The sequence below is a fragment of the Citrobacter freundii complex sp. CFNIH9 genome (genome assembly GCF_002903305.1).
In the GTDB taxonomy this organism is placed as follows: Bacteria; Pseudomonadota; Gammaproteobacteria; order Enterobacterales; family Enterobacteriaceae; genus Citrobacter; species Citrobacter portucalensis.
Genome location: NZ_CP026238.1, coordinates 1,830,581 through 1,844,850, shown reverse-complemented (window position 1 = coordinate 1,844,850; position 14,270 = coordinate 1,830,581). Strand labels below are relative to the sequence as shown.

At 50.3% G+C, this 14,270-nt stretch carries 17 protein-coding genes and 1 tRNA gene; 6 read left to right on the top strand and 12 right to left on the bottom strand.

Annotated elements, in window-relative coordinates; genetic code table 11:
- Positions 1 to 129: 129 nt before the first annotated feature.
- From C2U43_RS09265 to C2U43_RS09245, 5 genes are all read right to left on the bottom strand, one after another.
- Complete coding sequence (locus tag C2U43_RS09265) at positions 130 to 636, bottom strand: protein disulfide oxidoreductase (RefSeq protein WP_103284998.1); 507 nt, start codon at positions 634 to 636, stop codon at positions 130 to 132.
- Entirely contained in the window at positions 626 to 1,249 is a 624-nt protein-coding gene (locus C2U43_RS09260) for a DsbA family protein (protein WP_008784317.1), read from the bottom strand. The genes C2U43_RS09265 and C2U43_RS09260 overlap by 11 nt, the downstream gene beginning before the upstream one ends.
- Complete coding sequence (locus C2U43_RS09255) at positions 1,246 to 3,126, bottom strand: cytochrome c biogenesis protein CcdA (protein WP_057067496.1); 1,881 nt, start codon at positions 3,124 to 3,126, stop codon at positions 1,246 to 1,248. The genes C2U43_RS09260 and C2U43_RS09255 overlap by 4 nt, the downstream gene beginning before the upstream one ends.
- 48 nt (positions 3,127 to 3,174) lie before the next feature.
- The gene (locus tag C2U43_RS09250) at positions 3,175 to 3,537 is read right to left on the bottom strand and encodes a hypothetical protein (protein ID WP_008784315.1); all 363 of its coding nucleotides are present in this window, start codon (positions 3,535 to 3,537) and stop codon (positions 3,175 to 3,177) included.
- Positions 3,538 to 3,607: 70 nt separating this feature from the next.
- Positions 3,608 to 4,012: a VOC family protein gene (locus C2U43_RS09245; RefSeq protein WP_003832040.1), complete on the bottom strand. Its 405-nt coding sequence runs from the start codon at positions 4,010 to 4,012 to the stop codon at positions 3,608 to 3,610.
- 396 nt (positions 4,013 to 4,408) lie between these two features.
- On the opposite strand from C2U43_RS09245, the gene dsbA reads away from it, so the two are divergent.
- The 4 genes from dsbA (at position 4,409) to C2U43_RS09225 (ending at position 7,259) form a co-directional block, all read left to right on the top strand.
- Positions 4,409 to 5,032: a thiol:disulfide interchange protein DsbA gene (gene dsbA / locus C2U43_RS09240; protein WP_008784313.1), complete on the top strand. Its 624-nt coding sequence runs from the start codon at positions 4,409 to 4,411 to the stop codon at positions 5,030 to 5,032.
- Between the two features lie 205 nt (positions 5,033 to 5,237).
- The gene (gene cbpA, locus C2U43_RS09235) at positions 5,238 to 6,158 is read left to right on the top strand and encodes a curved DNA-binding protein (RefSeq protein WP_103284997.1); all 921 of its coding nucleotides are present in this window, start codon (positions 5,238 to 5,240) and stop codon (positions 6,156 to 6,158) included.
- Positions 6,158 to 6,451, top strand: coding sequence for a chaperone modulator CbpM (gene cbpM / locus C2U43_RS09230; protein WP_003832033.1), 294 nt, complete (start codon positions 6,158 to 6,160; stop codon positions 6,449 to 6,451). Before cbpA ends, cbpM begins: the two co-directional genes overlap by 1 nt.
- A gap of 121 nt (positions 6,452 to 6,572) precedes the next feature.
- Positions 6,573 to 7,259 (top strand): Crp/Fnr family transcriptional regulator, encoded by a 687-nt coding sequence (locus C2U43_RS09225; protein WP_003832031.1) that lies wholly within the window; start codon positions 6,573 to 6,575, stop codon positions 7,257 to 7,259.
- A 47-nt stretch (positions 7,260 to 7,306) separates the two neighbouring features.
- On the opposite strand, the gene C2U43_RS09220 is transcribed toward C2U43_RS09225, so the two are convergent.
- From C2U43_RS09220 to C2U43_RS09195, 6 genes are all read right to left on the bottom strand, one after another.
- Positions 7,307 to 8,143: a nucleoside-specific channel-forming Tsx family protein gene (locus C2U43_RS09220; protein ID WP_103284996.1), complete on the bottom strand. Its 837-nt coding sequence runs from the start codon at positions 8,141 to 8,143 to the stop codon at positions 7,307 to 7,309.
- A gap of 96 nt (positions 8,144 to 8,239) precedes the next feature.
- Positions 8,240 to 9,394: an MFS transporter TsgA gene (tsgA, locus tag C2U43_RS09215; RefSeq protein ID WP_032942923.1), complete on the bottom strand. Its 1,155-nt coding sequence runs from the start codon at positions 9,392 to 9,394 to the stop codon at positions 8,240 to 8,242.
- 38 nt (positions 9,395 to 9,432) lie between these two features.
- A complete protein-coding gene (gene deoD, locus C2U43_RS09210) occupies positions 9,433 to 10,140 on the bottom strand; it encodes a purine-nucleoside phosphorylase (RefSeq protein ID WP_103284995.1) in 708 nt (235 codons plus the stop codon).
- Between the two features lie 162 nt (positions 10,141 to 10,302).
- Positions 10,303 to 10,662 (bottom strand): YcgJ family protein, encoded by a 360-nt coding sequence (locus C2U43_RS09205; protein ID WP_103284994.1) that lies wholly within the window; start codon positions 10,660 to 10,662, stop codon positions 10,303 to 10,305.
- Positions 10,663 to 10,740: 78 nt separating this feature from the next.
- Positions 10,741 to 10,828: transfer RNA gene (locus C2U43_RS09200), tRNA-Ser, on the bottom strand.
- Between the two features lie 142 nt (positions 10,829 to 10,970).
- Positions 10,971 to 12,599, bottom strand: a complete 1,629-nt coding sequence (locus C2U43_RS09195; protein WP_103284993.1) for an ABC transporter substrate-binding protein — start codon at positions 12,597 to 12,599, stop codon at positions 10,971 to 10,973.
- A 270-nt stretch (positions 12,600 to 12,869) separates the two neighbouring features.
- On the opposite strand from C2U43_RS09195, the gene yccA reads away from it, so the two are divergent.
- A complete protein-coding gene (yccA, locus tag C2U43_RS09190; RefSeq protein ID WP_008784297.1) occupies positions 12,870 to 13,529 on the top strand; it encodes an FtsH protease modulator YccA in 660 nt (219 codons plus the stop codon).
- Between the two features lie 88 nt (positions 13,530 to 13,617).
- Complete coding sequence (tusE, locus tag C2U43_RS09185) at positions 13,618 to 13,947, top strand: sulfurtransferase TusE (RefSeq protein WP_008784296.1); 330 nt, start codon at positions 13,618 to 13,620, stop codon at positions 13,945 to 13,947.
- On the opposite strand, the gene yccX is transcribed toward tusE, so the two are convergent.
- Positions 13,944 to 14,225, bottom strand: coding sequence for an acylphosphatase (yccX, locus tag C2U43_RS09180; RefSeq protein WP_020996508.1), 282 nt, complete (start codon positions 14,223 to 14,225; stop codon positions 13,944 to 13,946). The two genes, tusE and yccX, sit on opposite strands and share 4 nt — an antisense overlap.
- Between the last annotated feature and the right edge of the window lie 45 nt (positions 14,226 to 14,270).

Sequence of the window (14,270 nt, the reverse complement as noted above, 5' to 3'; positions counted from 1 at the left end):
ACTTTCCTGGAAAAGAGAAGATGACTGATTCTGGACGTTAATCACCGTGTTTGCTTCGTCAGGCAACAAAATATGCCTTCCTAGGGAGGGCGACGCCATAAAAAATGCCGGGTTTCCCCGGCACATTTATCAGAACGTTTTCGCCCACCACAACCAAAGTTTCATGCCCCAGTAGCTGGTCCAGCCGCTGGTGGTTGATACTACCCGACCTTGTGACATCACCACCAGCGTTGGCGTGACGCTGATTGCCCAACTGCGGGAAATGGCCCCGTTCGCATCATTGATGACCGGAAAGTCCACGCCTTTACGCGACAGCCAGCGAGATACCTCAGCTTCATTTCCGGAACGTAACGCAATGGTCATCACATTTTCCCCTTCCGAACGCAGCCTGGCGACTTCCGGCGTCGTGAAGCGGCATACGCCGCACCAGCTCGCCCAGAAATAAAGCAACACCGGCTCGTCTTTGCTGAGCGCCGCCAGCGTGACGGTTTCACCATCCAGTGTTTGTAAAGGCGTGCTGTCAAAGGAGGCAGGGAGCTGCGGCGCGCGCCAGACATCCATCAGCAACATTGCCCCCGCCAACAGTGCCAGTAAGATCAGCCCTTCGCGCAACCAGCGGCGCAGTTTACTGAGCATTGGCCGCCGCCAGTTTTTCTTTTACTACTTCCTCAAGGGTTTCCCACGGCACCGCGCCGGGAATAAGTTCATCACCAATAATCGTTGCCGGGGTTCCCTGCACCCCCACCAGTCGCGCCAGTTGCAGGTTAGTGCTCAGCGTTTCAGCACTTTGGGCGTCCAGCGTCACCGGACTGGCCCCCGCTTTTTCCTGCGCCTGTTTGATACTGACGTCGGTATGATAGCCCTTCTTCTGCATCAATTTTTCATGTAATGCCAGGGACTGTTGCGGATGCTCATGCCATGTCGTCAGCACGGTCCGCGCCGCCAGTTCCGAACTTTCACCTTTAAACGGCAGCGGTTTAATCACTACCGCCACGTCAGGGTATTTCTGCACAATTTTTTCCAGCATTGGATCCAACTGCTTGCAGTATGGGCAGTTGTAATCGGTGAAGTTTATCAGGGTCAGTTTCGCCTGCTTCGCGCCAATCCGCGGGCTGTTGGGATCGTTAAACAAGGCTTCCTGAATTAATGCTTCAATTTGCTTTTCCTGTTCCGGGGTAAACGGCGCAGGCTCTTTCGCGATACTGACGGCAGAAAACAGGGTTAACAACAGAACAATCATCATTTTCATGGGGTTACTCCTTTGGCATCATTCAACGTTTGCAGTACCGCATCGCGGGTTAACAACGTGGGTAACGCCTGGCCATCCGGCAGACCGGGGCCATAAATTTGGTTATACGGCACAGCAACCTGGCCGCGTTTTTTTAGAAATTCGGTAATAGCTTCAGAAGGGAGTGTCCAGTCGCCGCGCAGCGCCACCACATCCGGCTGTTGCAATGCGGCCTGTACGTCTTCTTTATGCAACACGTTGTATTTATTTACCTTACAGGTGATGCACCAGTCGGCTGTGACGTCAATGAACACGCGCTTATGTTGCGCCAGCGCATCCTCAATCGCCTGCTCGCTTAGCGGTTGCCAGTTCACGCTTTCTTTAGCGCTACTTTGTCCGCTAAACCCTAAGTGTGGGAGCAGCAACGTCGCAAGCCAGATAGCCGAACCCAGCATCATCACGCCAAGCAGACGCCGCAAAATATTCATCCACCGCCCTGGCCGCGGCAAACGCAGCGCCAGACCGGGACGCAGGGCCACCAGCAGCCACGGTAAGCTCATCCCCAGCCCAAGTGCGATAAACAATCCCCACAACGTCGGCAGCGAAGCAGTCAATGCTACCGCCACCGCCGTTCCCAGAAACGGGGCACTGCACGGCGTGGCAAGCAGTGTCGCAAATGCACCTTGCCAGAAATGTCCCGACAGTCCGTTGCCGCCGTGAGTCGCCAGCGTGGTGGTCATTGCAGAAGGGAGTCGGAATTCAAACCACCCGAACAGGCTGGCGCTGAACGTCAGCATCACTAGCACCATGACGCCAATGAACCACGGATTCTGAAACTGGATCCCCCAGCCAAGGGCCTGATTGGTTAAACGCAGCACCGTCATCAATAGCGCCAGTGCCATAAACGAGACCAGTATTCCGGCTACCGATGCGAGGAACTGACGACGGATCTGGCGACGACTTTTTTCCTCGACCAGCAAAATAGAGCCCAGCTTCATGCCCAGAACCGGTAACACACAAGGCATCAGATTGAGGATCAAACCACCCAGCAGTGCCATGAGCACCACTTGCCACAGTGGGAGTGAGGCGTTCTCAACAACCGGGGCTTCGCCAATCGCAAGACGACTCTCCTGGGCAACACCGTTATCTGCCAGCACCAGCGTGACTGACTTACCACGCAGATCCGGCGCGCCTTCTCCCCAACCGTCATGTACAGGTACCGTAGCGCGTAACGTATCCCCCTCAACATGAATTTGCGGCATGCCAAAATCCGCATCATCAACAGCATCCAGATACAGCCCTGGTTCAGTCCAGCCTCCCGCACGGCGAGCCTCGACGACTAACTCTCCCGCCCGTGCGCCAGCGCTCAGAACATCGGTCAGGCCGCTGGCAAGTGGGATCTGTCCCATCGCCTGAGCATAGTCATGTGCAAAAGTCGGGTCCTGGGCTGTGGGCTTCACGGAAAAAGGAAAATCCGTCAACAGGCAAACGTTGCTACAGGTGGATAGCGTCAAAACGCCGCTGAGCGTGGCGGGCGCTCTACCGCGCACCACCATCGGGAACGTCACCTTATCGTGATACCCCTGAGTAGTGATATTGGCGACCTCAAAACGAGCAGGGGTTGGCCAGGACCAGTCGACCGCGGGCATTTCCCCTTTCCAGGCGATAGCAGGTGCAACGCCTCCCTCGCCCGGAGAACGCCAGTAGGTTTTCCAGCCGTCCTCCAGTTTGACATCCAGCAACAGACGGGTTTCTCCGCCTGCGGACGTATCAGCGCGTAACCGCACGCTGGCGTGATCGTTATCGGGTGAACGCAGCCAGCCGGGTTCAGCCGCCCAGGATACGGGCAGCCATAGCAATAACAGACAGAGCAGCGCCTGTCTGAAAACAGTCATCATAGTTTTTCTCCGTGAATAATTATCTAACAGTCAGCAACGGCTGTTCTGTCATTCACGGAAGACGCAAAATCGGAGATGCACCCGGAGAGTGGGCGGCGAGATGGCTCGCGGTGGGAAAAAAGGTAGACGAAACGCCCGTACTGGCGCCAGCAACGACAGCAGCAGGCACAGCACCAGAATAGCACCTTCAAACAATACGGGTGGCGCAGCCAGTAATGATTTCGCACTCAGTTCACAAGGGGTAACGGGTGAGGCCTCATCGGTCTGCACTTGTGCGCTGGCGACAACGCTTGTAACGGCGGTATCCATCTGCAACGCGTGCAAGCCCGCCATGCGTTGTGCGGTGCAAACCATCACCACAACACATGCCAGACAGAGGAACCACCATCCCATCCGTTGACGTTTCGCCATTATACCCTCACTCATTGATGCGAGTTATCTTAACCACTCGCCAGGTTTTGGCAACCTTTCCGCTGTAAAGTTATGTCCTGCTATCTGCTGGATATACCGCGATTTCAATCAGATTGAGATCGGGATCCCTGACATACACCGAGCGAATAGGTCCTGTCGCACCGGTACGTGCAACGGGCCCTTCAATAATCTCGACTCCGTGGGTTTGAAACGTCTCCATCACCTCTTCCAGCGTACGCGTGGTGATAAAACATAAATCCAGCGCCCCCGGCGTTGGCGCGTAGGCTTTGGGTTCAAACTCTTTTCCCCGAATGTGGAGATTGATTTTCTGATTGCCAAAGACGAAGGCTTTCCGACCTTGCGCGAAGGTTTCCAGCCTCATGCCTAAAAGCTCGACATAGAAACGAACGCAAGCCTCTTCATGATTGGTGGTTAGTACCAGGTGATCCAGGTGGTCAATCATAGCGATATCCATTTGGGTTGCTCATCTCTGACACTTACCCTATTCATTCACGCGCGACAAGAAAAAGAAAATCTACGGAGTTATTTGTAGAACTTAACGCAACAACCTGCAATTCACGCTTTAAAAACGAAATGATAATTAATCATATTCCCGCCTTTATTTATTACACTATAACATTGCTAAAAACACCCCTGAAAATATCACGCAAGTTATCATTCACTATTTACGAAGAATGCCAAAAGATATTTCCATGACAGCACACAGATAATGCCCACCACGTACTGATGCGTAAATGAAAGTAAGGGTCAGCGCATTTCCAGAGAATTTCCTTATTATATTCAGACGCAATGAATAACGTATTCATTAGCAGATAATTTGTTTATTAAATGTTATTTAGAGTATATGGAAATGAAAAAATATTTATTACCCCTGATTGGGTTACTTTTTACAGTTAGCGCTCAGGCAGCATCATTTACCGACGGCAAAGAGTATATCTCACTGGAAAAACCTGTCGCTTCCGCTCCAGCCGCACTGAAGTTTTTCTCATTCTATTGCCCTTCCTGTTATCAGTACGATGAAGTTTTTGAAATCACTGATAACGTGAAAAAAGTATTGCCTGCAGATGTCAAACTCACCGAATACCACGTCGACTTTTTAGGTCCGCTGGGGCAAGACATGACCCACGCCTGGTCCGTCGCCATGCTGTTGAACGTACAAGATAAAGTTAAGCCGTTGCTTTTTGATGCCGTTCAGAAAAAACAAACCGTTAAAACAGCGGACGATATTCGTAACGTATTTATCAGCGCGGGCGTCAGCGCCAGCGATTATGATGCGGCATGGAATAGCTTTGCCGTGAAATCACTGACCGCTAAGCAGCAAGAAATGGCGAAGGCAGTTGATTTAACCGGTGTGCCCGCCATTTTTATCAACGGAAAATATATGATCAATCCAAAAGGACTGAAGTCAGATGATCTTAATGCATTCGTGCAAAACTATGCTGATACGGTCCGCTTCCTGATAAGCAAATCCTGATGTTTAGCTAATCTCATTTTTCGCACCACACAACAGATGCCGTAACCTCGACTGCGCTGTTGGTGGTGCAATGCCTGCATCGTTTATCGCAATATCCTCCCTTCCCGGTTGGCATTCGCCGTTATCAGGATTACCCTAAACTTAGCGGTGATACCTGTTGTCAGGGTTCACCTTCTGCAAGTGTTGATTTACACGAGAGAACGCTATGGAATTAAAGGATTATTACGCCATTATGGGCGTGAAACCGACAGACGATCTCAAGACAATCAAGACCGCCTATCGTCGACTCGCCCGTAAATATCATCCTGATGTCAGCAAAGAGACTGACGCAGAGGCCCGGTTTAAAGAGGTTGCAGAAGCCTGGGAAGTATTGAGTGATGAGCAGCGACGCGCCGAGTACGACCAGCTGTGGCAGCACCGCAACGACCCACAGTTCAGCCGTCAATTCCAGCAAGGAGAGAATCAAAGCTACAGCGCCGAAGATTTCGACGATATCTTCTCCTCCATTTTTGGCCAGCGTGCGCACCAGTCGCGCCAGCGCCCTGCCAGCCGCGGGCACGACATTGAAATTGAAGTTGCCGTATTCCTCGAAGAAACGCTTACTGAGCATAGCCGCACTATCAGTTACAACCTGCCAGTCTATAATGCGTTTGGCATGGTAGAACGAGAAATTCCTAAAACGCTGAATGTGAAAATTCCGGCTGGCGTCGGTAACGGTCAGCGTATCCGTCTGAAAGGCCAGGGTACCCCCGGCGAAAACGGTGGGCCGAACGGTGATTTGTGGCTGGTGATTCATATTGCGCCGCATCCGCTGTTCGATATTGTTAATCAGGATCTGGAAGTTGTCGTTCCCCTCGCGCCGTGGGAAGCTGCGCTGGGTGCGAAAGTAACCGTTCCGACGTTGAAAGAGAGCATCCTGCTGACCATTCCTGCGGACAGCCAGGCCGGCCAGCGACTCCGCATTAAAGGCAAGGGTCTGGTAAGTAAAAAACATACCGGCGATTTGTATGCGGTGATCAAAATAGTCATGCCACCGAAACCTGACGACGCCAGTGCCGCCCTGTGGCAACAACTGGCGGATGCACAAAAGGCCTTTGATCCGCGCAAAGAGTGGGGGAAAGCATAATGGCTAACGTTACCGTCACTTTTACCATTACCGAATTTTGTCTGTACACCGGTGTGTCAGAAGAAGAACTGCATGAGATTGTCGGCTTAGGGGTGATAGAACCCCATGAAGACGAGACGTTTGACGATCATGCGCTGACAGTCATGCGTCGCGCGGTGCGCCTGCGTCAGGAGCTGGAACTTGACTGGCCAGGGATTGCCGTTGCGCTGACGTTGCTGGAGGAGAACGCTCAGTTACGCCAGGAAAACCGCCTGCTGCGCCAGCGCCTGTCTCGCTTTATCAGCCATCCGTAGTGTGTCAGGACCAGCATGGTGCTGGTCCTTTTATTATCCGCCCCGGGCTCTTAATGACATTGCCCAGCAGATGACATACATTCTGAGATAAGAATTATCTCAAACAATAAGACGTTGAGTCATGCAGCTTAAACCCCTCACGAAAGGTCGTTTTCACAACATCTGGCAGCAGGATGATGCCTTGATTGAGAAGATATTTCAGGAACTGCTCTCTGAAACACAGATTATCCAGGAAGATGAGTATCTATACCGCCAGGGACAGGTTGTCGATCGACTGATCATGGTGCAATCCGGAAGAATTTCGCTGCGTTACAGCGCGGAGAATGGTCGCCGATTCCAGTTGGGCGCCATGGAATGCGACGAGCAGCTGTTTGGTGAAATGGAGTTTTTTACCGGGTATCGCTGCCAGCTTGATATCGTCGCGGAAGAACCACTGACCGTAGCGGTGTGCAGCTGTGACCGTCTGGAAGAAGCGCTAAATCAGCACCCCAGACTGGCGATATTTTTTGCCAGTGCAATGGCGATTGATTATCAGGATATGCTGGAAATCTTCCTGCACCGGATGCTCTATCCTATCGTACATAACGTGGCGTATGACCTGTATCGCCAGCATCAGAACAAGCAGCCGATGGATGGTTTCCATAAAAAATACCAGGAAGCTGAGCGATTCGGTACTACCGACCGGGTCTATCGGCGGGCGGTTAAAGCGCTGACGGATGCCGGGCTGGTAACGCGAACGAAGCAAGGACTGGAAATTAAGGATCTGGATGGGCTGCGTAAATTTCTCGGCAATGACATCATTGACTGACACACCAACGCTCGTTAACAGAACATTGGTGTGTCATTTCGGCGCAATCAGAACTTATAGGTGAGGCTGAAATAGTGACCGAGCCCGGTGGTACGCCCTGCTCCGCCGTGGTTTTCCATCAATGCCATGTTACGGAAATACTTCAGGCCATAACCGACTGCATAATGCTCTGAATGCCAGTAGATACCGTTATACCATTCAATCGCGTTATTGCTGTATAACGGTTGATTAGCAATCTTATTCGCGGCGAACTGGTAGTCAAAGTACCCCTGATAGTTCAGATAACTGCCGTTGGCAAAGGTATAGAATGGCGTCGACCAGTTAGTCGAGAACATATAGCCATCCCACTTTCCTTCGTTATCCGCACCGTAGTTTTCACGAACATAGTGCGCATAGATGTTCATTCCCACCAGACCAAACCACGGGACCTTCACATCTGTACCCAGGCCAACGTAATGTTCAAATAATTCCCGGTCGCCAATGTTATTTACCGTTGCAATATAGAATTCGTTAAACGGCCCAACGGATAAATCTTTATTAAAAATGGCGTCCAGGGAAAAACGCGGAGATATCTTGGCAAAGAAGTTATCACCGCCGTGACGATCGTCCTGATCGCGATCCAAAATATCAAAAAAATCCACATAACCGTACAGATCGATAATGCCAGAGCGTGCACCAAACTCCAGTTCCAGATAGGTGTCATTGCGAATACCATATGGCACTTTCGCGTCCACACTTTGCATTAAGTTCATCTGCATCCAGTTAAAATCATTTTTACGGATGTTGCCATCAGTATAGTCAGCCGCGAATGCTTGCATACAGCTCATTGCCACTACTGCACCCAGGATTGTTTTTTTAATCATTAACTTATTGTTCTTCAGCATTTTTCAATTCCTTTGAGTAAGGTTGAGTATCGCCCCACCATATAAATGGTGTGGCGACTGGCTATTTAATTAAAGAGGTAAGTGTTATCAGTGCTTTTAATTACGTTTGAGTTTTAATGTCACCATCAACATGACAAAGATAATTAAATACAACACCGGTATCGCGTACATAATTTTCTGCAATCCCATTGTTTTTTCCATGAGCGCGCTGATCGCCGGACTAAACATGGCCCCGGCACTGCCGCTAATTAAAATATAAGAAACGTTCTGACTGCTCGCACGCTTCACGAAAGAAACACCATAGGCAATAAATGAGTTATACAACGCAGCACAGACAAACCCGTAACTGTATGCCAGATAATCAAGCCCGGAGATATTATCCTTCGTGACGATAATTGTGGTAATAATGCTAGCCAGCAAAATAATACTTAGCAGGAAATAATGTATCTTCACCCGAGAAACAATGACGGTTGATACTAATGCCCCGACCAGCGCAGCGCCCCAGTATTGCGTAATAATATTTCCTGCTTCTTCAAAGGGAATGCCAAATTTGTTCTTCACAAATAATGGTGCCCAGGTCAGGAAGGTGTACAGCGCCAGCATACCTAAGAACAGGCCAATGCCTCCGCTGATGATCCCTGGATTCCACTCCGATTTTACCTTGTCTGTCCGATCTGCCGTGGGCGCCGTCTCGCAGGCAGTAAAGCGGGTGAGCGCCACAACGCCCAGCGTGAGTAAGGCCACCATACCTACGCTCAGATAGCTGTAACTCCACGACATATTGTGCGTCAGGGCGAAGGTCGTGATCAGCGGAAAAACCACGCCCGCAACGTTGAAAGTGGCGTCCTGCACCACCAGCATCGTACTTTGAATACGATCCTGCCAGACCGATACCACAATCGTTCCCGCCACGCACAGACCGATACCACCGCAAAAACCCACCAGGGTCATGGCGACCATCACAGGCCATAAGCCAGGGCTTAAATGCATTACCAGAGCGCAAAGGAACACTATCGAATAGATAATGAGCGTCATACGCTTCACACCGATTTTCTCAATCAGGAAAAAGGCGGCGATGGTGCCGGCTAATGCTCCACCATTGAGCAACGAAAATATCGAAGCAACGGTATTCACATCGGCACCGTAGCGTACTGCAATCGGTTCGATTAGCATACCGAACTGACTGGCAAACCCTGCCATAATAAAATTTGCCAGAAAACTAATCAGCGTAAGTGCTATTTTATTCTTCATATAATGCCATCTCTGATTGGTTCAATTAAAAGCCGGAACTAAGCGGTAACAGCAGTATTTAGCGCCAACTCAATCATGTTGTTAAAGGTCAATTGTCGTTCTTCTGCGGTTGTTTCTTCTCCGGTCAGGCAATGATCGGAGACAGTTAAAATAGCCAGCGCTTCAATATTAAACTGATGCGCTAAAGCGTATAAGCCTGCTACTTCCATATCCACACCGAGCACACCGAATTTTTCCAGTGCCGGTATTAAATTTTCGTCAGGATCGTAATAAAGATCGCCGCTGAAAACATTGCCGACTTTAATATCGATACAGGCCTTCTGTGCCAGCGTCCACGCCTGCTGCAATAATGGGAAATAGGCGGATGTTGCCATCGCATAGCCTGCGCTACGTTTTAAATTTGTGACTGAATCCGTTCCGGCGGCGACGGCCAGGATAATATCGCGCATTTTGACATGATGTTGTGTTGCCCCTAAACTGCCGACGCGAATAATTCTTTGCACACCAAAATCATGTACCAGTTCATGGGCATAAAGCGTCATTGAAGGAATGCCCATTCCATGTCCCATCACCGAAACAGGTTGCCCAAAATATAAACCGGTATAACCCAGCATATTACGTACATTGGTGACTTCGCGGTAATCCATTAGATAATTTTCAGCAATAAATTTAGCGCGGAGCGGATCGCCCGGCATAATAACGGTTGGCGCGAAATCACCTGGCTTGGCATTAATATGTGCAGTCATAACAATTCCTGAATTATGGGTATTGAAGATATGCAGGGATTGTAACCAGACGTTTGTGAGGTGATTGAGGACAAAAGTCCTGCTCAGAGGATCGGCCTCTCATTTTTGAGAGTTAGTGGTGTAGTGCCCCCGCAATACAGGCTGGGGACACGTCAGAGATTGTCAGGGCTTGTCGACCTTTCCGAACAGTAACGCGGTGTAATGGGTGTTTATTTTACCGCTGCGCTTACCGTCGGTGCCGAAATAGCGGTCATCCCGACACAAACGTTCGTTGGTGTCACAAAACAGGCCACCGCGGAATGTAAAAGCCGAGGTATCGAACTGTCCGGCAGCTGCCAGTTTTTCGCCCTGCTGCTTGCCAAGATATTTCGAGGTCAATGCCACCGACAAACCGTGTTCATCGGCACAGATGGTTTTATCGCACAATACGCCCGGCGCTGGAGTGTTTAGCCCAGTCGTTGCTGCGTACGCCGACAATGACAGAATGCTTAGCGCCAGCAAGGTGCCAACTTTTATCATCATAATCTCCTTATATCAGCTGACTTGCGCCAAAAGTATAAAGCAAAAAGGGGTTACCTTTCGGTAACCCCTTTTCATGTTTGGCGGAAGCGTAGAGATTCGAACTCTAGAACCCTTTCGGGTCGCCGGTTTTCAAGACCGGTGCCTTCAACCGCTCGGCCACGCTTCCAATGAGGCGCACTATAAACATCCCGAACGGACCTGTAAAGCACCAATGTGTTCGTTTGCCTGAAAAACAGCCAAAATGTTGTTAATCGACTGAAATAACAACAAATTGACCATTTATTCAGCACGAATACCGGCTATAGCGCTTAATGTTTTTTGATGTACATATCTTTGGTGTAGTAATTTCCCCGGTTATCCGGCGCAAATCCCCCCACCCACGGCTTCACCAGATGCGTGCGGACATAGTGGTAAACCGGAATCGCGGGCACATCCTCACCTAAAAGGTCTTCAGCCTGCTGATAGTATTTGCCGCGTTCTTCCAGTGAACTTGCTTTCGCCGCATTACGCATCGCTTCATCAAAGGCGGGGTTACTGTACTTGGTGGTGTTCTCGCTATCACCGGTCCGGAAGATATTGAGGAAACTTGAGGCATCATCATAGTCTGCTATCCACGCATAGCGCACGACGTCAAAATTACCGGTGTGCATAGTGTCCAGCATGGTTTTCCATTCCTGGTTTTGCAGCTTCGCCTCGACGCCAAGGTTTTTCTTCCACATCGACGATGCGGCAATCGCAATACGCTGGTGCGTTTCGAAGGTGTTGTAGAGCAGATTTAAGCTAAGCGGATGCTCAGAACCAAAACCGGCTTCAGCCAGCAGTTTTTTGGCTTCAGCAATACGTTTTTCGAGCGGCCATGACGCATACTCCGGCGCATGCAGTTTCACCCCACCTATTTCCGGCTGGCTGATAACCCACGCTGCTCGCTGCCCCTGCCCCATCACCTTTTGCGCAATGATGTCTTTATCCAACGCCATATTCAGCGCCCGGCGCACGCGCGGATCATTAAACGGCGCGCGGTTTGTATTGAACTGATAGTAATACGTTGAAAGCTGAGGCGAGACATGCAGTTCATCCCCCATCGTTTTTTTCAGTTGCGCGAACTGATTAACCGGTACGCTATACACTATGTCGATTTCACCGGCCTTATAGCGATTTACGTCAGCCGACTCTGAGCTAATGGGCAAATAAGTAACTTTATTAATAACCGTATGCCGATCGTCCCAGTAATGTGGATTACGCTCGGCAACGATGCGCTCATTAACCACCCACTGCGATAATTTGTACGGCCCGCTGCTGACAAAATGCTCTGGCCTGGTCCACTTATCGCCAAAACGACCTATCAACACTTTATCCAGCGGGACCAGAGATGGATGCGCCAGCATCGCCAGAAACGCCGCCGTCGGTTGCGTCAGGGTAATTTCCAGGGTGGTATCATCCAGGGCTTTGACTCCCAGCGTGGCGGGATCTTTTTTCCCGTGGGCAATATCAACCGCGTTCGCAACGTGCATGTTGCCCAGATACGAAGCATAAGGTGAAGCCGTTTGCGGCGAAACCAGACGCTGCCAGCTCCAGACGACATCCTGTGCGGTAATAGCAGATCCATCTGACCAGGTTATGCCCGGGCGTAAATGGAAGGTCCAGACAGTGTTGCCTTTATTCTCCCAGGACGCGGCTAGACGGGGTTCGATAGACCCATCCTTCTTGACAGCAACCAGACCGTCGAACATATCGCTGATTAAATTAAACTCAACGTTGCTTTCAACTTTATGCGGATCCAGAGATGCCGGCTCACTGCCGTTGTTTCTGACCAGTTCCTGTTTTTCTGCCAGTAGTGTTCCTGCGGGAACATTTGCCGCCCTCGCCGCGCCGTTTATAGACATCAAACAGACAGTCAACAGCGTAAACGTCAATATCTTCGATTTATGTTGAATCATTCCCTTTACCTTATTGCTCTGTTTTATGTAGACACCGCTGTCACTGTCAGAGAGATTCAGGAATAACGCAATATTTTTCAGTTACCTGGTAGATAGCGATCTGACATTTTTGCACATACAGTGCTAACATCTAGTTCGGGAACTTTTGTTGAAATAATATGCTTAAGTCTGGCGGGCTAAAATGCGTAAAGATGGGTAAAACCGCTGTGTCATTCCCCTTGATTTCATTATCCTCCATCATTAATTACATCTGTCATAAGAGAGTGACTCATGGATCGTATTATTAGTTCTTCGCGCGAGCGTACATCGCTACTCAGCACGCATAAGGTGCTGCGCAATACCTATTTCCTGCTCAGCCTGACGCTGGCGTTTTCAGCGATCACTGCGACCGCCAGTACCGTACTGATGTTACCTTCTCCGGGACTTATCCTGACGCTGGTGGGTATGTATGGTCTGATGTTCCTGACCTATAAAACGGCAGATAAACCGGTTGGTATTCTGTCAGCGTTCGCCTTCACTGGCTTCCTGGGCTACATCTTGGGACCGATGCTGAATACATACCTGTCCGCAGGCATGGGTGATGTTATCGCCATGGCGCTGGGCGGTACGGCGCTGGTCTTCTTCAGCTGCTCAGCCTATGTGCTGACCACGCGTAAAGATATGTCCTTCCTCGGCGGTATGCTGATGGCGGGTGTTGTAGTGGTGTTGATTGGTATGGTTGCCAATATCTTCCTGCAACTGCCAGCATTACATCTGGCAATCAGCGCGGTGTTCATTCTGATTTCTTCAGGCGCAATCCTGTTTGAAACCAGCAATATCATCCGCGGCGGTGAAACCAACTATATTCGTGCCACCGTTAGCCTGTATGTTTCGCTGTACAACATCTTCGTCAGCCTGCTGAGTATTCTGGGCTTCGCCAGCCGCGATTAAGATGTCCACACGCATTATCCAGCCCCGCTTATGCGGGGCTTTCTTTTTTGGTAAACTGCCGCCAGTTTGACTAACGCAGTGACGAATTATGTTGATCTTTGAAGGTAAAGAAATCAGTACCGATAGCGAAGGCTATCTGAAAGATACCACGCTGTGGAGCGAGGCGCTGGCGGAGAGAATCGCCGAAAACGAAGGCATTACGCTCTCCGCGGAACACTGGGAAGTGGTGCGTTTTGTCCGCGAGTTTTATCTGGAGTTTAATACCTCCCCCGCTATCCGCATGCTGGTAAAAGCAATGGCCAACAAGTTTGGCGAAGAGAAAGGCAACAGCCGTTATCTCTACCGCCTGTTCCCGAAAGGTCCGGCCAAGCAGGCGACTAAAATTGCCGGCCTGCCGAAACCGGTGAAATGTATTTAATAGCGGATACTAAATCCCTTTAGCTCGTCGCCAGGACGATGTGGTTCACTAAGAACCCGGTCAACCCTGGCGCTGCTCGGCCCCCCGGCTTTCAACCACTTCATCAGTTGTTCTACCCGGTCGCTTTCACCACAGGCGACAACCTCTACGCTGCCGTCATCCATATTCTTCGCGTAGCCGGTCAACCCCAGCCGTTGTGCTTCATGCTGGGTGGTGTAGCGAAATCCTACCCCCTGAACCCGGCCATAGACCCAGGCGATTATGCAGACTTTCGACATTGCGGTTCTCCTTATTAACGTATATGAAGGAACAGGTACCGAGGC